Here is a 24849-nt window from a genome sequence, read left to right as displayed (position 1 = left end):
ATGCCTCAACGCGTCGCCAAGCCAGAGAGCGACCGAAAGCGCATCTGGTCCAACCAGTGAGACGATTTTGCAACAATCGCGGGTTGTGCGCCGTCGTCGTCCGCTCAGGCTGCTGGAGTACGATCGAGCCGCATGTAGCGGCCATCGGTGGACGGCCTGAAGCCAAGTTTTTCGTAAACCGCGTGGGCATCGTTGGTCGACAGGCCCCAGTGCGTCACTGTCTTGCAATCAGGATGATCGATAAGAGCCTGGACAAGCCGCGTGCCGATGCCTCGCCCGCGATATTCCGGCCAGATGATGACGTCGGCCAAATAGGCAAACACCGTGCGGTCGGTGATCGCCCGGCCGAAGCCGATCTGCTTGCCGTCGGCATAGGCGCCGACGCAAAGCGAGTTGGCAAAGGCGCGGCGGTGGAGTTCGTCGCTGCGCCCGCTGCCCCAGTAGCTTGCCATCAACAGGTCGGAGGTCGCCCGGAAGTCGATCCGTGACACGTCGAAGCTGATTTCACAGTCAGGCATGGCTGTCCCACTGATCGTCCGGCCGCAGCCATTTCACAGGAGCGAGAAACGGCGCTTACCCGCTATCCCTGAACCGGTTGGTGATGGGATAACGGCGGTCGCGGCCGAAATTCTTTTTGGTGATCTTCACGCCGGGCGCTGCCTGCCGGCGCTTGTATTCGGCGATGTAGAGCAGGTGCTCGACGCGCGTCACCGTTGCCCGGTCATGGCCGCGGGCAACGATCTCGTCGACCCCCATCTCGTTTTCGACCAGACACTCCAAGATGTCGTCCAGCACCGGATAGGGCGGCAGCGAATCCTGATCCGTCTGGTTCTCGCGCAGTTCCGCCGACGGCGCCTTGTCGATGATGTTGTTCGGGATCACCTCGCCGGATGGGCCCAGCGCCCCCGGCGGCACATGCGTATTGCGCCAGCGCGACAACGCATAAACCTGCATCTTGTAGAGGTCTTTTATCGGGTTGAAGCCGCCATTCATGTCGCCGTAGAGCGTGGCGTAACCGACCGACATCTCGCTCTTGTTGCCGGTGGTGACCACCATCGAGCCGAACTTGTTGGAGATCGCCATCAAAATGGTGCCGCGCGCGCGGCTCTGCAGGTTTTCCTCGGTGATGCCTTCCTTGGTGCCCTCGAAGAGCTGCGTCAGCGTATGCAGGAATCCCTCGACCGGCTCGAAGATCGGCACGATGTCGTAACGGCAGCCGAGCGCACGGGCGCAATCCTCGGCGTCTTTGAGCGAGTCCTTCGAGGTGTAGCGATAAGGCATCATCACGGCGCGCAGCCTCTCCTCGCCGAGCGCATCGACGGCAAGTGCTGCGCAGATCGCCGAATCGATGCCGCCGGAAAGGCCGAGCACAACGTTCTTGAAGCCGTTCTTGTTGACGTAGTCGCGCAGGCCCAGCATGCAGGCGCGATAATCGGCCTCCTCCTTTTCCGGGATTTTCGATATCGGCCCTTCGGAGCAGACCCAGCCGTCGGGATCATTTCCCTTTTGCGCGCCTGCGGCGACGCGGCTTCTCTTCCAGGTGGTGACGTTGACCGTCTCCTCGAATTGGCTCATCTGGAAAGCCAGCGTCTTGTCAGAACCTATGCCAAACGACGCACCATCGAAGATCAGCTCGTCCTGGCCGCCAAGCTGGTTGGCGTAGATGATCGGCAGTCCGCATTCGATGACCTGGCGGATGACAACCTGGTGGCGGACATCGACCTTGCCGCGATAATAGGGCGAGCCGTTCGGCACCAGCAGGATCTCCGCCCCGCTTTCGGCCAGCGTCTCGCAGATGCCTACATCGCCCCAAATGTCTTCGCAGATCGGAATTCCCAGGCGCACACCGCGGAAATTGACCGGCCCCTGCATTTCCGGGCCGGCCTGGAAGACGCGCTTCTCGTCGAATTCACCGTAGTTCGGCAAGTCGAGCTTGTAGCGCTCGGCAAGGATCTTGCCGCCATCGGCGAAAATGATCGAATTGTGCGTGCCGCTCTTGCGCTTCAGCGGCGTGCCGATGATGACGCCCGGCCCGCCATCGGCAGTATCGCCGGCGAAATCCTGCGCCGCCCGCTCGCAGGCCTTGAGGAACGCCGGCTTCAGCACCAGGTCTTCGGGCGGATAACCGGCGAGGAAAAGCTCGGTGAACAGCACGAGGTCGGCGCCCTGGCGGGCGGCATCCGCCCTCGCCTCGCGCGCCTTGGCGAGATTGCCGGCGATGTCACCAACCGTCGGATTGAGCTGGGCGACGGCGATGCGCAATATATCGGAAGCGGTGTTGTCGGTCATGCCAGCTGACTTAGCGCGACAGAATTCGCCGGGCAATGGCGTTCATTTGAACCACCCCAGACCGGATGACACATGTCATTCGTGTCAGACCGATCGGACCGATCGACATACCGATCAGGCCTATTCGCCCATATATTGGCGCAGCGCCTCCGGCGAATGGTTCTCGCCGATCGACATCGCCAGAATGCGCGAAATATGCCGGCGCGGCAGGCTGGTTTGCGCCGCCCAGGCGTTGATCTGGCTCTGGATCTTGTCGAGATCCCTCTTGGAGGTCGGGCTTTCGGCGATGTCGAGGCCGGCGTCGCGCAGCGCAGCCGCCATGTCGGTTGAGACGATGAAGGCGTCCCATTCCAGCCAACGCAAAAAATACTGGCCGGTGTTGCCGCCGAGCCGGCTGCCATGCTTGGCGAGATAGGCCATCAGCCCGACCTGGTCGTCTTCAGGCCAATCGGCGAGGAACTTGCCGAAGCCGCCATGCTCCTTCGACACCCGCTCGACGAAAGCCGCGTTGTCGCGGACGGATTTGATCTTCTGCGGATTGCGCACGATTCGCTCATCGGCTGTCAGACCGTGCCAGAAATCATCGGGCTGGAACAACAGCCGTATTGGCTCGAAGCGGAGGAACGCTTCTTCGAAGCCAGGCCATTTCTGCTCGATGACGCTCCAACAGTCAATTGAACACCCTTTCGCCACTGAACTTTTCAGAACTTTCAGAGGGGCATTCAGAATGATATGGATGTTCATATAACGGAGGGATTTTTATGGGTATTCAAATCAAAGGCGCTTTGATCGTTGTCGCTGCCATAGTGGTTGCAACGATCAAAGCGGCTGTGATCGTTGCCGCTGCCATAGTGGTTGCAACTGTGATGTACATCTATTTCAGTCAGGATGACCGGAACGCTTCAACTGTTCCATTTCCACCCATGCTTAGCTCTGGTTCGGAAAGGACGTTCGATACACCGGGACAGATCATTCAGCACGAGGTTGATAGAGAAAACGCCTTGAAGGGATATCAGTGATGTTCCCTTGTTGATTTAAATCCGGTAAGAGGATTCATCGGTAGCCAACAAAGCGTGAGGGAATTGAAATGGCAATCTCGTACATTGACGAACTGAAGAAGCTGGAAAAGGAAGAAGCAGCGCTTGCTGAAAAGCGGGCAAAGCTTCGTGAATCCGCCAAGGCAGAAGCGATGAAGAAGGTTGAAGAAGCTATTGGCGATTTGAATTCGCTTGGCTTCAATTATCGCATCACCGATGTTTCTGGATTGGCTTCACGGGTAACACGTGGTCCTGCCAAGGCCAAAGGAACCGGAACAGGCAAAGGCGCTATGGCGGCTGATAAGGTTTGCCCAATCTGTGAATTCCGTACCGATCCACCGCATGATGCAAGGCGTCATCGTCATCAGCCGGAAGGCCAGAAGAAGCCATTCAGTGCCGATGAACTGGCAGAGCTTGGTTTGAAACGGGTTGGGTGAAACCACCTTACACACTTCGCACAGAACCCGGATTACCGGGGTTTTTTGTGTCTTGTGCATATCATCCAAGCGCTAGGCTGCGAGCGTATTCCGTGAATATGCCCTTGCAATACAATTCGTTGCTAATGTTGACTTCCGTGTAATTGGCGGGACACAATTTCTCCAACTCAACCTCCACCAAAGCGGTATCCCGCTTCGACAAACCCTTTGCCGTGGCGTAGTAAACCTTTCGGGAATTTCCATCCGGGCCGAACTTGTCGGGTCGCAGTAGTTCCATGTTCAGGGGTATGAACCCGAACCCTAAGAAGACCACTGTCGTTGCAGACCTCACGGCTTCCCTGATAGCTACGATTTCACTGGAGTCAGGGTCGACTCCTTCCGTGAAGGTCTTGATACCCTTCGAAAACTCCAAGAGCACTTCACCGCTAACGTCAGCACCAAAGGCGCACGACGGGGTATTGTCCATCCAAGGCAATGCGCCAACGGTTCCGTATGGGTGATAAATCTTGATCGACTTCACCAACTTGGCCGCTTCGGTGCCCGATATACGATAATAATCCATGATGGCGTGATACATGAAATGTTCAAAGCACCGGTCATAGTTGAAGATGATGACCGTCAGCGCATCTAGCTTTGAAGGTAAGTTCGCAAGCGAGCAATTGAGTATGAGAGCGGCAATCTTGTTGTACCAAGTTTGAGCCAGCTTGTTGAAATCGAATTTGATGAGCCGATCCGGTAAAAACATTAGGCTATGGCGTTCGGCGATGAGAATTTCATGCACGATAGCCAGCTTACCGCACAACTCGGTTTCCTTCGAATCGTTGTGCGAATTCAGGAATTCGTCAATCGAACGGGCAAGCGGGATGGCACGGCTAATGTGTTCTGCTGCAATCGTGTAGAGCTTCATAGCCATTTTGTTGTTTGACATGCTCCGACTGGCGAACCTCAAGGCGTCGGAGATTGTCTCATTGGCAATACTCTTGGTTCGGTTAAAATCGTTGTGGTTCTCCACTTGCAAGGTACGGGAAATGCAGCTTTTTAGATCGTCACCAGTCGGCAACTCCGCTTCCTTGCTGGCACCTGCCCCAAGGATCAAGAGTGTTTTGTCTGCGAACATCGCTGATCCTTCGGCGGTTTAATGGGCATTCAAGTTAGCCCACCGGACTTCAGGGCAGTTTTCGACCAATCGATTTCGAGCATCCGCCGCTCTATTGGCTGAATTCTCTCACCTTTTTCGGGTCAGATACTAACTTCCAATACCAGAGGGCGCACGTCAGAGCTGGGGGCGCATCAGGATTCTTCTCACGTGCAACGGGTTCTAATATTCTTCCATCACTCATCGATGTCGCCAATCCTGAAAGTAATGCTGTAGTGGTATTCAACTCGGCTGATCCGACTGAAGCTGCTGCCTTCTTCTCGACCGCATGACATGACGAATTCGCATTCTCAGCCCACTGTGGGTAAATACATAACCCAACCCCAAGCACTAGGCACGCCAAGGTAATGCCCACGCTACCCTTTAAATAGAATAGCCAAGATGGAATTATCTTCCGTCGATTTGTGTCGGCGTCCACGATCCCCTCCCAAATGAAACCCCGCCACTCTGTTAATTCCGATTAGAGAAACGGGCAATGGATTCTGAAACTGATGTGGCAAGAAATGCCAATGGGTCCGTGAAAAGCAGCGTTACGCTCCCTTTTCCCAACTCCTCATCGAGTCGGGCTTCGGCGGCACAAACCAAGTATCCGCTACAAGGCAGGAACAAACAGCCGCTTCGGTTCCAAGCCGAGGAACGGCCTTCCTCTCCTTCACAGGTTCTAATCTGGCGGCCTATCCCCCGTCGCAAATTCCTGCTTGGATGGCCAACCAGCGAGGGAAATCCATGTCAAAGCTCTCAAATTTTGAGATTGAAGGCCTTTTCGGTCATAAAAGCGTATCGTTGCCGATTGACGACGATGCACTAATAATCGTCGGACCAAACGGAATTGGGAAGAGCTCTGTTGCAATAATATTCTACTTATTTATGTCCCGGCAGTGGAGCCGGCTTCTCAGTTATCAATTTTCAAGCGTCTCAGTGACGATCAGCGGTGAAAAAATCACAGCTAAACGTGACGACATCAGCGGGATAGTGGACTTTAAACAAGCACTTTCATCGATACCGCCCCAATCGAGATATAGACTACTTTATGATCGGCTTTCGAGCACCAATCTCGTTGAGGAATTCATTTCCGCAAAGTGGACGTCAGAGACTCGCCGACAGTTTTCTGAGATTCTTAACGTGGCTCCAGCAGAGCTAAACACAACTCGTCGGATGCTAATCAACCGCTTTGCTTCTGACAGCGACATATTCAACGGCGCTCGGATACAGCTCGAACAGCAGATCTCCAATCTGTTCCGGTCTCGGTTATTGTTCTTGCCAACCTATCGCAGAATCGAAAAGGATATTAAGGAAATATTCCCTGACTTCGAGCAGCGAATTAGGCAATATGATCTGAATGAAATGACAAGATCTGGAACACATTTTGTTGAGCTAGTGAGCTTTGGAATGGAAGATGTGAGAAGGAATATTGAGAAGACAATGCAGTCACTCCGAGACTACTCACTTGCTCAGTACAACAATTTGTCGGGAAGCTATCTTGGTGACGTTATTCGTGAGAGGGCTGATCGATTCGATAGCAAAGAGATCGACAAATTAACTGAGTCGGGTATCTCCTCTATATTGAATCGGGTGAGCGAGAACGCTCTTTCCAGAGACGACAAGCGCCTACTGCTCCAGAAGATAAAAGGCATACAGGGAAAAAAGAAGTCGAAGTTAAGTGTTAACGATAGGTATCTTGCTCACTATTTTACAAAATTGGAAGCAGCCACTGACGACATTAGACATAGAGAGAGCAACGTTTCAACATTTGTGGACGTATGCACGAGATATCTTTCCCCAGATAAGCATATCGAGTACGACGAAGTAAGCTTTACGTTGTCCGTTGTGAACGAGAACCAAACCGAGATCGGGCTGGGCTTGTTGTCATCAGGTGAGAAGCAAATCATTTCTATTTTCGCCCATTTGTTCCTTGACGATACAACTGACCAGATAATCATAATCGATGAGCCAGAGCTGTCCCTATCTGTTCCATGGCAGAAGACTTTTCTTCCGGACATCGTGGATAGCGGACGATGCGATTTCCTTCTTGCCGTCACTCATAGCCCGTTCATCTATGACAATGGTCTTAGGAGCAAGGCAATAGATCTGAGGAAGCACACACTTAACCGGGGGTAGTAGATGGAGTCGGTGGGGGACTTTGCCGAACTGCTAATTGCAGAGGCACGCAAAGGCGTTGCTATTTTCCATGAATTTAGGGTCAGCGCCAACGAGAATGAGGAGACAATGCACGCCTTTTTTGAGGGCGACGATGACAAGCATTTCTACCTTGCGGAAATTCGGCGTCGGCTCAAAGGACGGATTCTGCGGATCTACATCTGTGACGGGAAGCGCACTGTCTTAGAAGTCCATGGCGATATCATTGAGAGTGGAACCGGTAAGATCGAAGATTGCCTATTTTTCGTTGATCGGGACTACGATGATTGGGAGGGCGGGATTGGCAATCCTGCAACCGAACTCATTTACGTTACGGATACGTACTCGGTAGAGAATTGGGTGGCCGGCGCTGAAGGATTGGAAATTCTATTGGCGGATTTCGCAAGGCTGACCGCTAGAGACACCAATCGACTGTTGCAAAGATACAAATCAAGCTTTGCCAAGTTTGCGAGTCTCCTTCAGCCGATTATCGCATGCGCCTTAGCAATTAGGACTGGTGGGACGAAGCCCAATTTCAACAATGTTAAACTGCAGAGGGTTTTTCAAATCGTCCCACCGGATGGGATCGAAACTCGACCGCAGGGGGCAGATGACTTCAAGCGCTCTGCGGGGATCGACGGGATAGAGGTTCCCGCTGGCGAGTTAGAAAAATGGCGGCTTCTGTTGGAGCAGGCTGGAGAGCACCTTTGGATCCGAGGGAAGTTTGCGCTTTGGTTTTTCGAGGCGGCGATTTCGAGTGCTCTGAGTGAATTCCCTGCCAGCCAGCGAGTGGGTCCTGCGTTACAGATCGTCGCTCAGAAGCGGTCTTTCGAAGCGTTGGCACCTAGGGTTACAAAACCTGCGACTCTGATCGACTATTTGGAGCGCCGAATGGGCTAGATGGCCCATGTGCCAAATGACCCTGCTCTTATGGGAATGACTGTATCCGACGATCCGTGTCCCACAAGAGTTCCATTGACATTTTAGGAATAATGTCTCATAGACTCTTAGAGTTTATTGGGAAGGATTTCGCATGTTTGTGGGCTACGCCAGAACCAGCACCGTTGAGCAGCAGGCTGGCTACGAAGCGCAACTTCGGGATTTGAAATCGCAGGGATGCGATAAGGTTTTCAGCGAGCAGGTTTCTTCCGTTAATTCCAATCGTCCGGAATTGGAGCGGGCAATCGAGTTCGTGCGAGAGAACGATGTTCTCGTTGTTACCCGACTTGATCGCCTTGCCCGTTCCGTAGCGGACCTAAGCCAGATTGTTGCCAGACTCGAAGCCAAGCATGTCGGTCTGAAAATCCTAGACATGGCCATAGATACCACGTCGCCTACTGGCAGACTTTTGATGAACCTCGTCGGATCAATTGCGCAGTTTGAACGAGAAATTATGCTGGCACGTCAGCGTGAAGGCATCGCCAAGGCGAAGGCCGAAAACAAGTTCAAGGGGAGAGCGCCCACTGCCCGTCGAAAGTCGGATACTATCTGGTCAATGCATCAGGCAGGCAAGAAGCCAGCTGAAATTGGCAAGGAACTCGGCATTGGACGGTCATCCGTCTATCGGATTTTGGCAGAAGCCGCTTAGCAAGGAGATTTTCCCAATTTGCCTGAAAATCGGCTGATGCATCGTCGCCTTAAAACCCAAAAGAAGACATTTCGAATCATCGAGATGCATCTGGCGGAAAAGAGTCCGAACAAAATTGCAGCCGTGACAGGGTTGAGCCGATCCACGGTGCGCAGGGTCATTTCCGACATAATGGACAATCAGCGATTTGGATCGAAGGCCAATTGAACAGCCAATCGACTAAGGCAAAAAGGAAGGCTATCCCCGGATTCACGCTGGCTGAACTTGACGAAAGGGATGGCGTCGAGCGTTTCGAATATCTGATGGACGCTTTCGACAAATATTTCGCCAGCGAGGAACGCAGGGCATCACGGGCAATGCCTCCCCACGGTGTAAATGACAATCAAAACCGCTGATGAAGTCAGGAACTGCGGCAATTGCCGGCATTTGGCTTGGTTGGTGGCGATGGGATTGGGCGCTCGATGTGCTCACCTTGCCTGCCGGTCCTGCCGTCGAGGATGTTTGTTTGCCGGCACCATGAGCCTGTCAATCGGTTGTGACGGGAGCTCCACGATCTCGAAGTGCCTCATAGAGCTGCGCTGGTCCAAGCAGCACATCCTTCAAACCGTCCCTGACTTTCTTTGACTCGAGCGCCTGCTTGCTCATGGCCGTATGCGCAGCAAGAGCGTCCATGATGGCGTTCATAATCTCGTCCGAAAGCGTCGGCGAATTGGCGAACTGCGCCTTCGTGTTGTTGCTGGCCTGCAAAACCAATTCCTTGGATTCCAGCAGTTTCCCCTTGATCACGTTGTTCACGTAAACCAGTTGATCATCGTCGGACAGATCACCCTCGAACAGGTCATTCACCTTAGCAATGATTTCGGCAAGGAGCGCTTTTTCCTTGTCCTGAACGGCGCCTGAACCGGCCTCGGAAAGCGGCACAAGTTTCCCCTTCTCGCCCTCGCTGACCGACAGCGGCAGTCGGCCCTGAGACTTCAGATTGTGGTGGGTCAGGATCACTTTTGAGAGGTCGATGCCTTCCCGTTCCCGGCCAAATTCCAGCAGCGGAACCAGCCGCCGGTAGAAGATGAAACGCTTCTCGATGGCGGTGTTGCCGTAGTCGAATATCTGCGACAGGAAGCTATAGAGCCGCTGATAGGCTCCCATGTCGCCTTTGAACAGGATCAGCGAATTGGTTTCGTCACGAGCGCCGGCAGTTGCCTTGTCGTCTCCCTTGTCCAAGGCAGTTTGCAGGCCCTCCCGAGCGTTTTTGAATTTCTTGAGCAATCGGTCGGCCACCTGCTCCAAAGCTGCTACCAGGTCGCCCTGCTGGCTTTTGGGGTCCATTTCGACCCTAACAACTCGATCAACCTCGTAATCGTCATAGTGGCCGCTGGCATCCAGCTTGGCCCGGAGGTTGAACACCAGGTTCGGATCGGTAACGGCCTCCAGTGCCGCCGTGTCGTAGTAGGTTCGGAAGGCCGCAAGGATCTCGTCCGAACTGTTCACGAAATCGAGGATGTAGGTCGTGTCTTTGCGGGGATAAGATCGATTCAGCCGGGAAAGGGTTTGCACCGCTTGAATCCCGGCAAGCCGTCGGTCGATATACATGCCACAGAGGAGCGGCTGATCGAAACCAGTCTGGAATTTGTTGGCCACCAGCAGCAGCTGGTATTCCTCGCCGGCAAAGGCTTCCCGGATATCCCGTCCCTTCAGGTTCGGATTTAGCTCCTTGCTGTTTTCCGTGAGTGGGTCGGGGCCGCTTTCCTTGTCATCAACCTCGCCGGAAAACGCTACCAACGCTCCGATCTTATAGCCCTTGGATTTGATGTATTTCTCGATGGCTATTTGCCAGCGGACTGCCTCTTTCCGGCTCGCCAAGACCACCATCGCCTTGGCTTTGCCATCGAGCAGAGGAGCAACGTTCTCTCGGAAATGCTCAACGACAATCTGAACCTTCTGGCTGATGTTGTAGGGGTGAAGCCGAACCCATTGCATGATGCCCTTCAGGGCTGCATCACGTTCAACTTCCTTGTCGTCCCATTCCTTACCGCCGTTGGCCAGTTTGAACGCCAGCCGATACGGAGTGTAGTTCTTCAGGACATCGAGAATGAACTCCTCCTCGATAGCCTGCCGCATCGAATAGACATGAAAAGGCGCAGGCAGATTGCCGGGACCAACGGGTTCATCCGGCTTCGGAAGCCTCCCGAACAACTGCATCGTTTTTGATTTCGGGGTGGCGGTGAAGGCAACATAGGTGATGCCTTTTTCATTCGCCCGTACCGCCATTTGGGCCGCCAGCAAATCTTCTGTGCTGACCTCGCCGCCGTCACCCAATTCGGCCATTTCCTCTGGCGAAAGAACTTGCTTCAGCATCGAGGCCGCTTGACCGGTCTGCGACGAATGCGCCTCATCGGCAATGACGGCAAATTTCTTGCCTTGAGTTGCGGCCAATTCCCGAACCGCCTCCAACGCAAACGGAAAAGTCTGGATGGTGCAGACTATGATTTTCTTGCCTTCATTCAGCGCCTTGGCCAATTGCCCGCTTTTGCTTTCTCCTTCGCTCTTGATGGTGACCACCACGCCGGTGGTCCGTTGAAAATCGAACAGGGCTTCCTGCAACTGTGAATCAATGACGTTGCGGTCGGAAACCACGATGATGGTGGAAAAAAGCTTCTCATTCTTGTCGTCATGCAGATCGGCTAGAAAATGAGCCGACCACGAGATCGAATTCGTTTTTCCAGACCCTGCCGAATGTTGAATCAGGAACTTGCCGCCGGCCCCTTCGGACAACACGGCTTGCTGTAGTTTTCTGGTAGCGTCCAATTGATGGTACCGGGGGAATATCACACCGATGATCTGCTTTTTCGAATCCCGCTTCGTGACCAGATATCGGCCAATGATTTCGAGCCAGCTTTCTCGCTGCCAAACCTGCTCCCATAGATAGCTGGTGCGATGGCCATGCGGGTTGACCGGATTGCCCTTGGCACCGTCGTTACCCAAGTTAAAGGGCAGGAAGCGGGTCACCGGCCCTGCCAGTTGCGAGGTCATGTGAACTTCGCTGTTGCTGACAGCAAAGTGCACCAATGCACCGCTCGGAAAATTCAAAAGGGGTTCCGGCGATTGGCCTTTTGGCTTCGGATTTCGGTCAAACCGGTATTGGTCGATGGCATCGCCAATGATCTGTGTGAAGTCGGTTTTCAGCTCTGCCGTGGCGACAGGGATGCCGTTGAGAAACAGCACCAGATCAAGGCAATTCTCATTGGATTTGGAGTATCGGACCTGCCGAACGACACGAAGTCTGTTGGCCTGATATTTGGCGACGATCTCCGGATTCATCGCCATTGCCGGCTTGAACTGAGCCAGTGACAAAGGCTGTCTCAGGCCGATCAGTTCAACGCCATGGCGCAGCACATCCAATGTGCCACGATCATCCAGCTGTTTACGAATGCGATCAAACAGGACGGATTCGGCAGAAGCGCCATGGTTCTTGACGAGAGTTTCCCATGCCCTTGGCTGCGTTTCCTGAATCCAAGCTACGAGATCCGGCGGAAACAGCGCACATCTTCGATCATACAAACTGGCGCTGCCACTATCGTAGAGCCATCCATGAGCAGAAAGGTGTCTGCAGATTTCGTCTTCGAAGCTGATTTCTTTGTGAATGCTCATTCCGCAGCCACCTGCTGCTGCACCCTATCACGCACATCAATTTTTCCGGTGACGGCTGCGGAAATCAAAGCGCTGCGGCGCTCTTGAAGAAGATCGATTGCAGTTGTGGCTTCATCTACTAGGGCATCAGATTTGCCATTTTCCGACTCGAGGAATTCAGCGATCAGATGTTGCTCATGCAAAGGAGGAACCGGAACAATAATATTGCGTATGTCTTCGACATTCATTCGTTTGAACGTGGAGCCAATCATCCGGAGAGCCAATTGATTAATGACACTGCTGGACCGCATGACATATTGAAGAAAATCTGTTGACGACCCACAGTCTTTTTTTCGTAGGAGGCATACATCCTGCCCCATAGCAAATGGCGGGTGCCACTCAGCGACCTGAGCGACTTCGCCGACTGTAGCGTTTCTCGTAAATATTAAGTCGCCGACCTGTGGCCGACGGTTTCCTTCAATAAGCTGCTCATAAAAACCATCGGTTGTCTGTCTGGCACTCGAAAGATCAACAAAGCGCCCCTGCACTTCTTTTATGCTGACCAAGGGAATGCCGTCATCAACAAACTCTGCGGTCAAGTGCTTGCAGTCTGTAACGTTCCACGTTCGTTTTAGGGGACTAACATGCCAATGCGCCGGAACCTCTCCCAACCACTCAACCCCGGAATCCTTCATCGGCACGTTGGGATTGAGGCCCTTTGTGACCGCATGGGAAATGACCGCTAGCCGCTTTTCCTTCACCAATTTGATTAGCCGTTTTTGTTCCTCAACTAGCGCATCGATTTTGGCCGTTTCTCGGTCAAGGAAGGCGGCGATGTTGGCTTGTTCTTGCGGAGGCGGGAACGGGAACACGAAATCGTTGAAGCTTTCGGTCGGCATGCGCCAACGGCCAAGCTGGGACGATCCTTGGCCAAAGGCGTAAAAAACCTTCCGCCTGTACCCGTTTTGAAAGAGATAAAGAAAGAACCCATCAAACATCCCATCCGATTTCGAGGTAAATACCCGATAGTCAGGACTCGTAACGCCACGACTGGTAGAGATATCAACATATCCGGTGAGCAAGTCCATATGGTTCATGACGAAATCATTAGGCTCAACGATTTGATACTTGGAGTAATCCATCGAAAGTTGCCCATCGTTACTTTCAATGTCTTTGATTTTTATCCCCCTCTGCGTAACGGAGAGAACGTCAATGCCATCCGTGTTTGCGATGCGTTTTTTGATCTCAAATAACGATTTGATCCTACGTGCCTGCCAATGGCTCGGCACTTTTCCTAGCCATTCAGCGCCAGATTCCTTGTAGCTCTCATATTCCGGAAAACTCATGCCGCCAGACCTTCGATCATGGTCTTGACTCGGTCCGTGACCAGCTTCAGATCAGTGTCGATTTCGGCCAATGAGCGTGGCGGCTCGAAAACATAGAAATGCCGGTTGAATGGGATTTCATAACCAATCCTCGTCTTCTCGTGGTCGATCCACGCATCTGGTGCATGGGACAAAACTTCTCGCTTGAAATAGCTTGCAATTTCCTCCGACAGCGGCACGTTTTCCGTGTCCCGCAGAGACGAATCCGCCTGTGGCTTGCCTTTCTGCTTACCTCTTTCTCCCAGAACGATTTTCCCAGCTTCATCCCTTAGAGGGCGCTCGACCGTGATGGTGCGATAGCCAAAAGCGTCATTTGGAAAGATGAGTGAAAATGGAGCGAGCCTGACCTTGCCGCCTTCGGGAGTCTTCGGAATAGCCGCTCCACTCGGTACCACCACAGTGGTGCCAACTTCCTTGTCTTCGCTGTCAAACACGGTCGCCAACTGCGCCTCGGCAAATTCACCGAACAATTTGGTCACGGTAGCGATATGTTCCTCGCCCATTTCTCGGCGCTTGGATCCAAGACTTTTCCGCATTTTTCGCCACATGGAGGATGCGTCGATCAGCTGAACCTTGCCTTTGCGATGGTCAGGCTTCCGGTTCGACACGATCCAGACATAGGTGGAAATGCCGGTGTTGTAGAACATGTCGGTCGGCAGTCCGATGATGGCTTCGACCAGATCGTTTTCCAGCAGATGACGGCGGATTTCGCTTTCGCCGCTACCAGCCCCGCCCGTGAACAACGGCGAACCGTTCAGGACGATGCCGAACCTGCAACCGCCTTCCGACGCTGGGCGCATCTTCGAAAGCAGGTGCATCATGAACAAAAGCGAGCCGTCCGAAACTCTAGGAAGCCCGGGACCAAATCGGCCATTATGGCCCTGGCTTTTATGTTCTCGGCGAACTTCCTTTTCGACCTTTTTCCATTCAACGCCAAAAGGCGGATTGGACAGCATGTAGTCGAATTTCTTGCCATGGTGACCGTCATCGGAGAGCGTGTTGCCGGCGACGATGTTGGCGACGTTCTGCCCTTTGATGAGCATGTCTGCTTTGCAGATCGCATAGGACTCATCATTGAGTTCCTGCCCGAACATGGTCAGTCGGGCCTGCGGGTTCATGTCCTCCAGATGTTCGCCTGCAACCGACAACATGCCCCCGGTGCCGGCAGTGGGATCATAGATGGTGCGAACGACTCCCGGCTTCGACAATGCGTCGTCATCCTCAACGAAGATCAGGTTGACCATCAACCGGATCACCTCACGGGGTGTGAAATGCTCACCAGCCGTCTCGTTGGAGATTTCCGCAAATTTCCGGATTAGTTCTTCAAAAACATGCCCCATCTGGCTATTGCTGACCCGCTCTGGATGCAGGTCGATGCCGGCGAATTTCTCGGCCACCAGATAAAGCAGTCCGTTCTTCGCTAGACGCTCGACCTGAGTGGCGAAGTCGAACCGCTCAAAGATGTCTCGGACTTCCGGTGAAAAGGCTTGGATGTAAGCAAATAGGTTTTCACGGATGTGATCCTGATCACCCAGCAGCCGTTTCATGTCCATTTCGGACGTGTTGTAAAAACTCTGTCCCGACTTCCTGAGCAGGAACGGATCGGGATTCAGCCCGGCCTTCGTCTTTTCCGCAAACTCGGCCAGAACCGCCACCTTGGTCGACTCGAGAACGCAATCCAGACGCCGCAGAACTGTGAACGGCAGGATCACCTTTCCATAGTCTGACTGTCGATAGTCCCCCCGGAGAAGATCCGCTACGGACCAGATGAAGGACGAAAGGACGTGTTGATTCATGGTGACTCCGGATCAGTCCAGCAAAACGGCTATTGAACCAGCAGCAATTCATCGCAGCAAGCCGATCCAGCATGAATGATACCGACTGAAACTGACCCGGAGGTTACCACTACGCCATACCAACTGCGACTGCGCCACAATTGAGGGAGGCATCATTGCAGGACCGTTTTGCAATAGCCGGCTCACAAAATCTCCGAAGCGCCTCGTTATGAGGCAAAATGCTGAAATTCATAAATACCTTTGTATCACATTCGGTACGGCTCTAATCAAAGGTATACCAATAATGAAAACTCCCAACATCAAATCCGGCGCTGGCTCATATCGCCTCGTCAGATCCAACATATTCGAACACATGGTTTCAACTTTAGAACTTTACGGCGAGAAAAGTGAGCACCCACTTATGTCAATGCTGTTAGAGCAGGCTCACGATTCTGAACAAATTGAATTGGAGGACAACGAAATTGGCTAAATCACACAAACGGCTTTCGGCAACTCTGCTTCAGGGCGACCTTCAGCGATTGACTGAGCTTTCCGAAACGTCCGGCGTTTCAATTTCATGCATTGCTCGACAAGCGATTCGAAAGTACCTCGCTTCCTTTGAGTGAAAGCTGCTTAATGGCGAGAGCGCCAATCCGTTTTTGGTACTTTGGCTGATTAGGGCGTAATTACAGCAATACTTTTTATGTAACAATTCGTGATCATTGACGGAGAGAAATCACTTCAACTCGACTGATACATAGAACAAATATCATCGACTATTGAACATATGTTCTACATCATCCCTGTGGAAACGTAGATGCATATACACATATGGATTACTATTGAATTTTGAAAACATTGACGATCTCGAACCCATCCACCAGCCGGTCAATTAAGTTTCCGGTCGTGCATACGAAATGTGGAAATGCCTTCGCAATCGAACTTTTGAGAATGGAATATCGGAACTACCAGCAAAGCAAGAAGGGCTGCTCAAACTCGCTTGCAAGAGCCGGCAATGTGAACCTCACAACCGGCAACTTTCATGATCTTGGGTTCTAACGGGTTCATGAGGTCCGACTAAAAAGTCTGGCATAAAGGGGAAAAACGGCGTCCTTTCCCTTCCAATCAAATGGTTGCCTTATAGAACGTGTCTGATGGCCATAGTGCAAAACTGGCAGCAGGAACACACCTTTCCCTTCCACTTTAGAATTGGTTCTTCCCTGCACATTTTGGAAAACCGATTCTAATGGCAGGGAAAAGTGTGTCCTTCAACCAGTGCAACATTAAAATCTTCTTTCAACACATTCTAACGAAAACAATTGGAATATTGAGCGAAGCGAAATTGCCGAAGGCAACCAATTGAATGAGCCAATAACCCATTTCGCCTTCTTCAAAGGCTTCATTGCTTCGCATTGTTCTAGAAATCGCCCTAACCGAATCCATAAAGATCCGGTTTGATATCATTCCCGATCACCACTTTTCCAATATATGAAAACTGTTGAATATTACAGAAGATGTGATTTGACAGATTGTTTGACCGTTCCTAGATGCATCGAAGATTTAATTACGAGCAAAATAAATGGCGTTCGGATTCACCAAAGATGTTTATGTTGCTGACGAGCGAGGAATTAAATCCCTGCCGGTAGAACAGAAACGATTTTGGGAAAAAGTTGCCAAAGTCTTGAACGCTCGCAATTCCAATCTTGGCGATGGTGAAGTAGCCACCGCCATGGCTGACAGAATGCTGAGAGACAATCCGTGGGGCTATATTCCCCCATGGATTGAACGTGAGTTTCCCGGAACTGGGGAACGATATTACAAAAAGCCAATTAAAAAGGAAACAAAGACAATGCCGAGGTATAGCAATCAAACTCTTGCCAAAAATGCATTGCGGGATATCCGCAATTCTATCAAATGGCTGAATGATAGCCTCGAATGCATCGAGGAACGGAATGTCATCGAACTATCACCAGATGATTATACAGATTTGATGGAAGGCGGACTAAGGGTGTTGAATAATCTTTCAGATTTTCCGAAAGCCACAGGCGATGATGGCTGTTTTCAGGAGCGTTGGATTGAAGTTAAAGAGAAGACTGCCAAACCCTCCAATGGTCACCGATAAATTAGCCACAATTCCAACCTTGACAGCCGCCAAACGTCACAACTATTTGGATGAGCGTACAGGCATGAGAAAGAACGATTCTGGATAAAGAACATTGCCACCAATTTTTGAATAGTTCCAATTTTCAGGAAACAGCTTGTCCCACCAATCTACCATCTGCGCCTGATGGAAACTCAGTACGAACAACGCCATAAGACCAGACAAAGCGCCAGCCAGAACAAAGCCGGTGACTGACAAGATGGACGTGTGCAGATTTGCAGCCCAATTTACGACACGCAAATCTGTCAACCCCGGATTTCCGATTTTGTTGAATCCCTCACAGCAACCAGTGCCGCTGCACCTATCCACTGATATGTCCGCTGGTGTAAGGGCTGTCCTGATCAATGAGGGGCAGCGTTATGAACATCAGGCAGGGTTTCAAGCGGATTTACATTATCGGCGTGGTAGCAGCCGAATTGGCGCTGGTGATACGGCCACTGCTCACCATTGGCATGACAGCACCAACGAGGGAAATGCGGGCAAGTGCCATGAAAATTGCGACCATGGAGTTTCTGTTGCTTCTGTTTGCTGCGGCAGTCGTTTGGGTAATAATTGACTGGATTTGGCGTGGGTTCAGCGAACCCGGCGCATAGGATATGTCTTCCTATGCTTGCCCCTGCCCTACTTCTGCCTACCAATGATACCCCGCACCGTGATACGTGCCATGTCGAGTTGTGCACCGATCCTGCGAGGCGATAGCCCTTCACTGTTTAGCTGCATGATGTTGGCAATCACTGCCTGTTCATCAGCACGTTCCATCAACCGGCCACCTTCCGCTATCTCGTAGCCAAATGGCCTTGTGCGGAACACTTGATTCAAAAGGATTCGCACTGAAACGGCGCTATAGCGTTGGGAAAGCGTGTCGAACGAGGGAACGCCTACAGAACGGCCCTCTCGTTAGCTGACGTTAGGAATGCATTCCTATCAAATTGTCCCACGCTTTGCAGTTCACCAATCATGCCATCAATGGCTTCCCGGTCTGCTTCATCCCCATTGGCAACCAACCACTCCAATTCCTTACCGACATGCTGCACAATGTGGTTCAGCAATCCCACTGCCGTTTCACTATCGCTTGGAAAAGAATCCGGCTTGTCAGAGTCGACATGGGTTACTGCGAATGCCTTCCTTGGATTGGTGCAATCAACATGAACCATACGGGAACCACCGCCTTTGAATGTCACGGTGAACGATGCACCAAACTTGCTGGATACATCACGGATCAATGTCACTCGTTCTACCAATGTGCGGATATGTGACGCTGCCTTGGTCCGAAGGTTACACAGTGCGTCGGTGCTGATGTCGGTAGGGAAGTTAATGGTGTTGGTTTCACTGGATGCTTTCCGTTCCAACTGGATTTGATGCCGTTCATTTTCCAGAGATTTTATCTGTTCTGAAATCAAATTCAGCTTGGCTTGGTCTGCATCAATGCCCGTTTGCAGGGTAGCGGCAAGGCTATTGTTTTTGCGTACCATGCCAGCAATCGCCAGAATGTTTTTTTGTGTCTCTTGGCGCTGCCCTTCCAACTGCTGAAGCTCTTTGGTGATTTCATCGGCACGTGAAGCCGTTCCACCATGAATGATGGTCTGCATGTCAATCTCATTCACGAATGACAAGAAGGCTTCTTCAAAAACTTTATAGCTCCACGGTCTGGCGTGACAGTTCCCGGTTCTGGTTCCCTTGCAATAGAACTGTGTGGCCCTGCCCGGCTTTGGCGTAACAATCGTCATCGGTTCACCGCAATGGTGACACTTGGCGATACCCTGAAACAGATTGGTGTAGGCTAGCCCCTTCCTGCCTTTAGAATGCCTCTGACGGGATGCCATGCCAGCCTGTGCCCGGTAATAATCTTCCTTGGAAACGATCACGGGAAACAGCCCCGGAATTGGGTCTGACTTGTTAGGATGATAGTCACCATAGACGGCCTTGGACTTCAAAATGTATGCGACGTTCGCAACGGTCCAATATTCTGCCCTGCCCTTCCTACGCTTATCCATGGCAAAGGGCTTCACTCCGGCATTGTTCAGGGTCTTGGCGATCTTGGGCAAACCACACCCGTTCAGGCACAAATCAAAAATCCACCGGACAATCTCTGCCTTGTATTCATCAGCGGCGGCTTTCCCATTGGCATCTTTGTAAAGCCAACCCGGAAGATTGCCGGAAACTACCTGACCAGTTGCGACAGCCCTTACATTGCGGCTTTCGTAGCTTCTTTTGACACGACCACCTTTTGTTACGGATTCCTCTTTTGCCCGCATGGCGACAAGCACGAGGTACAAGGCGTCCATGTCGTTGCAATCGGGCTGATAGGTCTTGTTATCGGTCAAGGTGACGATGGAAATCCCGGCTGACCAAATGTCCTGAACAATGGCCGCCGTTTTGAAGGCACCTTGGCGGCTTACACGGTCGATGGATTCCACCAGAAGATATGAACCTTTTGGAATCTTCCCTTCTTTGGCGGCTGTCATAAATGCGCCAAGGGCACCATCGGAAATATTCTTTCCCTTGAAGGCGGAAACACCGGCATCAAGCATGATCCTATCATCAGCAAGCATGACTCCATTGGCTTCAGACCACTCATCCGCCAAATGTTTTTGTCTGCGGTACGAGTCACCGGAACCTTGAATGGCTGTTGACCAGCGGATGTAGGAATATGCAATTTTCGTACATTCTGGATTTGTAGAAAAAGTCAATGAATTCATTAGTTTGGACCTGTTTGAACCGATATGGGAAACCGAACTTGAATAAACAAGGCTTCCCGGTGTTCAAACAACTACTGCATCACACGCCAGACGAAACCAGCGGCGAAAACACGCTCGGCTATGGTCGAGAGGATGCGGTCGTCGGTAATGTCAGCCACTGCGGCGTTGTCGGGCATAGGTCCGAGCAGCGACGCCAGCGCCGCTTCCCCGCCCTTGCGTTTGGCCGCGCGGGCGCGGATTGTCTGAAAATCCATCATTGTTCCTCACCTTTATCGCGTCAATCTACCACTTCCCGTGCGAACCAGTAGCCTCTACCTCTATCGCTGACGACGGAGGCGACGATGAGCAAGACGATCGAGGAACTGGCGAACCGTTGGCTGAAGCGAAAGCCGGACGGCCTCAGCGCACCTGAAAACCGGGTGCTGCAATCAACGCTCGAGCGCACCACGATCTCCAAGGATACCAACAAGGCTATCGCCTTTCATCAGACGTTTGGCGACCGCCTGGCCGACACCATCGCCCGGATCGGCGGTTCGTGGTCCTTCATCCTGACATTCGTTACCTTCCTGATCCTGTGGGCGGCGGGCAATGTCTGGCTTTTGACGCGCGACGCCTTCGATCCCTATCCCTTCATCTTCCTCAACCTCGTGCTTTCCATGGTCGCTGCCCTGCAGGCGCCGGTGATCATGATGGCGCAGAACCGCCAGACCGAGCGCGATCGTATCGATGCCGCGCACGACTACGAGGTCAATTTCAAGGCCGAGATCGAGATCATGGCGCTGCATGAAAAGCTCGATGAACTGCGCCACAGCCAGATCATCGGCATGCGCGACGAGATCGCCCGGCTAGCCGAGCAGGTGAAGCGCATCGACGAGATTCTGTCGAAGCAGCGGACGCGTCCATGACGGATGCCATCCATAATCTCATCGCACAATATGGGCTGATTGCCGTCTTTCTGGGCTGTGTCGCCGAGGGCGAAAGTGCCGCCCTCCTTGGCGGGTTTTTCGCCCATCAGCATGTCTTCGTCCTGTGGCAGGCGTTTCTGGCGGCCTCGATCGGCGCCTTTGTCGGCGACACTTTCTTCTTCACCCTCGGACGGAGCTTCGCCGATCATCCGCTCGTGATCAAATTGAGATGTCGGCCAGGCTTCAGTCACGCCTATCGTCTCGTCTCCAACCATCCCGATATTTTCGTGCTGTCGAACCGCTTCATTTACGGCCTGCGCCTTGTCGGCGGCATCGCGGCCGGATTGTCCGGCATTGCCGTGACGCGCTTTGTCATTCTCAACGTCATTTCATCCATAGTCTGGGCCGGATTGTTCACCACCATCGGCTATGTGTTCGGGCTGGGCGCGGAACGCATCGTCGGCCAGGCGTTGGCTCGTCACGAGCGATTGCTGATCGCTCTGGCCATCGGCCTGGCAGCGGCGATCCTCGCTTGGTTCATCGCCCGCCATGTCGCCAAGAAAGAACGTGCCAGGGACACTAAGGAGAGTTGAGGATCAGCCGACACCGAGCGCCCGGTCGCCACGATCGAGGATCAGCGGAATGATCAGGTCTTCCTCATCGGCAAGATGCCGGGTCAGCATGGCGATCAACCGGCTGTTCTCGTCGGCATAGGCGTCGGCGGCAAAGCGCTGCTTGTCCTCGCTGTCCTGAAGCGTGCGGATGAAGGCGTTCGCGGTCTCGGCATTGCGCTCCAGCCCCTCATGGATCGTGTGATGATCGGCATCGAGAATTTCGAAGCCGCGCTTCAGCCTTGTCTCCGCCTTGGCGAAGACCGGAAAATAATGATGGTCCTCGACATTGTGGTGGCCGTCGAGATTCCCGAGAAAATGGTTGAGGCGCGGCGCGAACCAGCGCGCAAACTCCTGCCCCGTCAGCCTGCCCTCGCGATAGTCGCCGATACCGTTAGTGAGCATGCCGCCGAGCTCGCGGAACATGTCGTGCCGCTGCAGCCACATAGTGGCGATGCCATGAATGTTGGTATGGCCCTGCCACGTCTCGCGCGGATATTTCTCAGTCAGCCAGCGCATATCGTCCGGCAGGCCTGCCCGCTCGAGCAGAAGAAAATCAGTAGCGTCCGACATGACGGTCTCCTTTGGTAACCGCCATATAAGAGGTAAGGTATTAGATCGGTAGCCCCAAGATTCGCTCGATGATGGCGATGCCCCAGACGCCGGCAACGATCACCACCGAAATCAGCACCGCCAGCGAACCGCAGTCCTTGGCGAGCTGGATATCGACGTTGAACTCCCGGCTGAACGCATCGCATGCGGCCTCTATGCCGGTGTTCAGCACTTCGACCATGATCAGCAGCAGCACCGCGCCGATCAGCAGGGCATAGCCGCGCCATGACACGGAAACAAACCAGCCGAGCGGTAGAGCCAGCACAAGCAGCATCAGCTCCTGCTGGAAGGCTCTTTCGCTGGAAGCCAATTTGCGAAATGCCCGCACTGAATTGAAGAAAGCATCGATCAGCCGCTGCATGCCAAACCTTTTCCGAATCACCGGCAGGGGATAGCGCAATGGCCGGATCAAGGGAATAAGGCGGCCTCTGCAAAAATCATTCGTCGGCGACCTTGTCACTCATCCGCGACCTTGATCGACGGCGTCGACTTCTCGAACCGCGGCAGCCCATCGTCGATCGTGTAGTAGTCGCCCTTGTCGCCGACGAAGATGTGACATTGCCCCTGAAGTCCCGTGGGCTCGTCGAATAGTCCCGCCAGAACCGAGATGTAGGCATCTTGCCGTGGCTTCCAGAACAGCAGCGAGCCGCATGTCTTACAGAAACCGCGTCTGGCAAACGAAGACGCTTCGTACCAGGTGATGCTCTCGGCACCTGATATTGTGATGTTCCCATCGGAGACATTGGTTGCAGCGTAGAAGTGACCACTCTGCTTCCGGCATTGCGAGCAGTGACAATAGATCACGCCGCGCAATGGCCCCCGCGTCCTGAAGCGCACGGCTCCGCACAGGCATGACCCGGTATGAGTGTCGTCCATCTCGCCCTCCCAACGCAGCATTGCGGCAGGATTCCAGTTTTATAGCCACCGCGCACGAGCAAATGCGACATAAAGCGGGCGTGTTCGAACTGCAGCTTTGGAACCGACCGCGACCCGATGGCGACCGAAATCAGCCGTTGACGGCCTGCTTGTGCTGGACCAAGTGGCTCTTCTTGAGCAGATCCGACACCAGGAATGCCAGTTCGATCGCCTGATCGGCGTTGAGGCGCGGGTCGCAATGGGTGTGGTAGCGATCCTGCAACTCTTCGGCGGTGATGGCGCGGGCGCCACCGGTGCATTCGGTGACGTTCTTGCCGGTCATTTCGATATGGATGCCGCCCGGATGCGTGCCTTCGGCGCGATGCACCTCGAAGAAGGTCTGAACTTCCTTCAGGATGCGATCGAACGGCCGCGTCTTGTAGCCGGCAGCCTCGATCGTGTTGCCATGCATCGGATCCGACGACCACACCACGCTGCGGCCTTCCTTCTTCACTGTGCGCACCAGCTTCGGCAGATGTTCGGCGACCTTGTCGGAGCCGAAGCGGGCGATCAGCGTCAGCCGGCCGGGCTCGTTCTCCGGGTTGAGCAGGTCGATGAGCTGCAACAGACCGTCCGGCGTCAGCGACGGGCCACATTTCAGGCCCAGCGGATTCTTGATGCCACGGCAGTATTCGACATGAGCATGGTCGGGCTGGCGCGTGCGATCGCCGATCCAGATCATATGGCCGGAGGTTGCGTACCAGTCACCTGAGGTCGAATCGACGCGGGTCAGCGCCTCCTCGTAGCCGAGCAGCAGCGCCTCGTGGCTGGTGTAGAAGTCGGTCTCGCGCAGCGCGTAATTGGTCTCCGAGGTGATGCCGACGGCCTTCATGAAGTCCATCGTCTCGGTGATGCGGTTGGCGAGCGACTCGTATTTCTCGCCCTGCGGGCTGTCGGACACGAAGCCCAGCATCCATTGATGCACGTTTTCCAGGCTGGCGTAGCCGCCCTGGGCGAAAGCGCGCAACAGGTTGAGCGTCGCCGCCGACTGGCGATAGGCCATCTCCTGGCGTGCAGGATCGGGAATGCGCGATTTGGCGTCGAACTCGATCCCGTTGATGATGTCGCCGCGATAGCTGGGCAGCGTCACGCCACCCTTGGTCTCGTTGTCGGACGAACGCGGCTTGGCGAACTGGCCGGCAACACGGCCGACCTTCACCACCGGCTGCGCGCCGGCGAAGGTCAGCACCACAGACATCTGCAGGAAGACGCGGAAGAAGTCGCGGATGTTGTCCGCGCCATGCTCGGCGAAGCTCTCGGCACAATCGCCGCCCTGCAGAAGGAATGCGTCACCGGCAGCGACCGTCGCAAGCTGCTTCTTCAGCTTGCGTGCCTCACCTGCAAAAACCAGCGGCGGAAACGTGGCGAGCTGGGCTTCCGTGTTCTTCAGCGCGGCAAGATCCGGATAGGCAGGAACCTGCTGGATCGGCTTTGCTCTCCACGAATTCGGCGACCATTTCGTCATCGTTGCACCCAACGTTCTTTCCAGCGGGTGCTATCGCCCGCCATTTCGCCC

Annotated in this window: 23 protein-coding genes and 2 pseudogenes; 11 read left to right on the top strand and 14 right to left on the bottom strand. The window is 53.5% G+C overall.

What is annotated here, in order from left to right; all coding sequences use genetic code 11:
- Positions 1-104: 104 nt before the first annotated feature.
- The 3 genes and pseudogenes from AC0L25_RS07825 to AC0L25_RS07815 form a co-directional block, all read right to left on the bottom strand.
- The gene (locus AC0L25_RS07825; RefSeq protein WP_473594961.1) at positions 105-518 is read right to left on the bottom strand and encodes a GNAT family N-acetyltransferase; all 414 of its coding nucleotides are present in this window, start codon (positions 516-518) and stop codon (positions 105-107) included.
- A gap of 55 nt (positions 519-573) precedes the next feature.
- Positions 574-2289 (bottom strand): NAD+ synthase, encoded by a 1716-nt coding sequence (locus tag AC0L25_RS07820; protein WP_473594960.1) that lies wholly within the window; start codon positions 2287-2289, stop codon positions 574-576.
- 120 nt (positions 2290-2409) lie between these two features.
- Positions 2410-2955 (bottom strand): annotated as a pseudogene (locus AC0L25_RS07815) (DNA-3-methyladenine glycosylase I); the annotation flags it as partial.
- A 95-nt stretch (positions 2956-3050) separates the two neighbouring features.
- Between AC0L25_RS07815 and AC0L25_RS07810 the strand changes: the two are divergent.
- Together AC0L25_RS07810 and AC0L25_RS07805 are read left to right on the top strand one after the other, a co-directional pair.
- A complete protein-coding gene (locus AC0L25_RS07810; protein ID WP_473594959.1) occupies positions 3051-3308 on the top strand; it encodes a hypothetical protein in 258 nt (85 codons plus the stop codon).
- Positions 3309-3376: 68 nt separating this feature from the next.
- A complete protein-coding gene (locus AC0L25_RS07805) occupies positions 3377-3763 on the top strand; it encodes a hypothetical protein (RefSeq protein ID WP_473594958.1) in 387 nt (128 codons plus the stop codon).
- A gap of 61 nt (positions 3764-3824) precedes the next feature.
- Here AC0L25_RS07805 and AC0L25_RS07800 read toward each other — a convergent pair whose 3' ends face one another.
- On the bottom strand, positions 3825-4880 hold the full coding sequence (locus AC0L25_RS07800; protein WP_473594957.1) for a hypothetical protein: 1056 nt from the start codon (positions 4878-4880) through the stop codon (positions 3825-3827).
- 765 nt (positions 4881-5645) lie between these two features.
- On the opposite strand from AC0L25_RS07800, the gene AC0L25_RS07795 reads away from it, so the two are divergent.
- The 4 genes from AC0L25_RS07795 to AC0L25_RS07780 all read left to right on the top strand — a co-directional run bounded on the left by AC0L25_RS07795 (position 5646) and on the right by AC0L25_RS07780 (position 9038).
- Entirely contained in the window at positions 5646-7037 is a 1392-nt protein-coding gene (locus AC0L25_RS07795; RefSeq protein ID WP_473594956.1) for an AAA family ATPase, read from the top strand.
- 3 nt (positions 7038-7040) lie between these two features.
- Positions 7041-7955 (top strand): DUF4435 domain-containing protein, encoded by a 915-nt coding sequence (locus AC0L25_RS07790; protein WP_473594955.1) that lies wholly within the window; start codon positions 7041-7043, stop codon positions 7953-7955.
- 133 nt (positions 7956-8088) lie between these two features.
- Positions 8089-8643 carry a recombinase family protein gene (locus AC0L25_RS07785; RefSeq protein WP_473594954.1) on the top strand — a complete coding sequence of 185 codons (555 nt, stop codon included), beginning with the start codon at positions 8089-8091 and terminating at the stop codon, positions 8641-8643.
- A gap of 203 nt (positions 8644-8846) precedes the next feature.
- Positions 8847-9038 (top strand): hypothetical protein, encoded by a 192-nt coding sequence (locus AC0L25_RS07780; RefSeq protein ID WP_473594953.1) that lies wholly within the window; start codon positions 8847-8849, stop codon positions 9036-9038.
- A gap of 130 nt (positions 9039-9168) precedes the next feature.
- Here the strand turns inward: AC0L25_RS07780 and AC0L25_RS07775 are convergent, their stop codons facing one another.
- The 3 genes from AC0L25_RS07775 to AC0L25_RS07765 are packed head-to-tail and all read right to left on the bottom strand — an operon-like array spanning position 9169 to position 15451.
- A complete protein-coding gene (locus tag AC0L25_RS07775; protein ID WP_473594952.1) occupies positions 9169-12291 on the bottom strand; it encodes a type I restriction endonuclease subunit R in 3123 nt (1040 codons plus the stop codon).
- A complete protein-coding gene (locus AC0L25_RS07770) occupies positions 12288-13616 on the bottom strand; it encodes a restriction endonuclease subunit S (RefSeq protein ID WP_473594951.1) in 1329 nt (442 codons plus the stop codon). The genes AC0L25_RS07775 and AC0L25_RS07770 overlap by 4 nt, the downstream gene beginning before the upstream one ends.
- Positions 13613-15451, bottom strand: coding sequence for a type I restriction-modification system subunit M (locus AC0L25_RS07765; RefSeq protein WP_473594950.1), 1839 nt, complete (start codon positions 15449-15451; stop codon positions 13613-13615). Before AC0L25_RS07765 ends, AC0L25_RS07770 begins: the two co-directional genes overlap by 4 nt.
- A gap of 440 nt (positions 15452-15891) precedes the next feature.
- On the opposite strand from AC0L25_RS07765, the gene AC0L25_RS07760 reads away from it, so the two are divergent.
- Together AC0L25_RS07760 and AC0L25_RS07755 are read left to right on the top strand one after the other, a co-directional pair.
- Positions 15892-16056 carry a ribbon-helix-helix domain-containing protein gene (locus AC0L25_RS07760; RefSeq protein WP_473594949.1) on the top strand — a complete coding sequence of 55 codons (165 nt, stop codon included), beginning with the start codon at positions 15892-15894 and terminating at the stop codon, positions 16054-16056.
- Positions 16057-17009: 953 nt separating this feature from the next.
- A complete protein-coding gene (locus tag AC0L25_RS07755) occupies positions 17010-17552 on the top strand; it encodes a hypothetical protein (RefSeq protein ID WP_473594948.1) in 543 nt (180 codons plus the stop codon).
- Positions 17553-17594: 42 nt separating this feature from the next.
- Here AC0L25_RS07755 and AC0L25_RS07750 read toward each other — a convergent pair whose 3' ends face one another.
- The gene (locus tag AC0L25_RS07750; protein WP_473594947.1) at positions 17595-17840 is read right to left on the bottom strand and encodes a hypothetical protein; all 246 of its coding nucleotides are present in this window, start codon (positions 17838-17840) and stop codon (positions 17595-17597) included.
- A gap of 110 nt (positions 17841-17950) precedes the next feature.
- Here AC0L25_RS07750 and AC0L25_RS07745 point away from each other — a divergent pair, with 110 nt between their 5' ends.
- On the top strand, positions 17951-18184 hold the full coding sequence (locus tag AC0L25_RS07745) for a hypothetical protein (RefSeq protein ID WP_473594946.1): 234 nt from the start codon (positions 17951-17953) through the stop codon (positions 18182-18184).
- Between the two features lie 285 nt (positions 18185-18469).
- On the opposite strand, the gene AC0L25_RS07740 is transcribed toward AC0L25_RS07745, so the two are convergent.
- Together AC0L25_RS07740 and AC0L25_RS07735 are read right to left on the bottom strand one after the other, a co-directional pair.
- Positions 18470-20290, bottom strand: a complete 1821-nt coding sequence (locus AC0L25_RS07740; protein WP_473594945.1) for a recombinase family protein — start codon at positions 20288-20290, stop codon at positions 18470-18472.
- A 74-nt stretch (positions 20291-20364) separates the two neighbouring features.
- Positions 20365-20547: pseudogene (locus tag AC0L25_RS07735) on the bottom strand (DNA-3-methyladenine glycosylase I); the annotation flags it as partial.
- An 84-nt stretch (positions 20548-20631) separates the two neighbouring features.
- Here AC0L25_RS07735 and AC0L25_RS07730 point away from each other — a divergent pair.
- Together AC0L25_RS07730 and AC0L25_RS07725 are read left to right on the top strand one after the other, a co-directional pair.
- A complete protein-coding gene (locus AC0L25_RS07730) occupies positions 20632-21195 on the top strand; it encodes a DUF1003 domain-containing protein (RefSeq protein WP_473594944.1) in 564 nt (187 codons plus the stop codon).
- A complete protein-coding gene (locus AC0L25_RS07725; protein WP_473594943.1) occupies positions 21192-21788 on the top strand; it encodes a DedA family protein in 597 nt (198 codons plus the stop codon). Before AC0L25_RS07730 ends, AC0L25_RS07725 begins: the two co-directional genes overlap by 4 nt.
- Positions 21789-21791: 3 nt before the next feature.
- Here the strand turns inward: AC0L25_RS07725 and AC0L25_RS07720 are convergent, their stop codons facing one another.
- The 4 genes from AC0L25_RS07720 to AC0L25_RS07705 form a co-directional block, all read right to left on the bottom strand.
- Positions 21792-22379: a hemerythrin domain-containing protein gene (locus tag AC0L25_RS07720; RefSeq protein ID WP_473594942.1), complete on the bottom strand. Its 588-nt coding sequence runs from the start codon at positions 22377-22379 to the stop codon at positions 21792-21794.
- 40 nt (positions 22380-22419) lie between these two features.
- Complete coding sequence (locus AC0L25_RS07715) at positions 22420-22779, bottom strand: diacylglycerol kinase (RefSeq protein ID WP_455841411.1); 360 nt, start codon at positions 22777-22779, stop codon at positions 22420-22422.
- A 95-nt stretch (positions 22780-22874) separates the two neighbouring features.
- Positions 22875-23294: a GFA family protein gene (locus tag AC0L25_RS07710; protein ID WP_473594941.1), complete on the bottom strand. Its 420-nt coding sequence runs from the start codon at positions 23292-23294 to the stop codon at positions 22875-22877.
- A 130-nt stretch (positions 23295-23424) separates the two neighbouring features.
- Positions 23425-24798 (bottom strand): class II 3-deoxy-7-phosphoheptulonate synthase, encoded by a 1374-nt coding sequence (locus tag AC0L25_RS07705; protein WP_473595038.1) that lies wholly within the window; start codon positions 24796-24798, stop codon positions 23425-23427.
- Between the last annotated feature and the right edge of the window lie 51 nt (positions 24799-24849).

It is taken from the genome of Mesorhizobium sp. WSM4813 (assembly GCF_055811555.1).
Note: the sequence above shows the minus strand (reverse complement) of the source record. Positions and strands in the feature narration are given on the sequence as shown.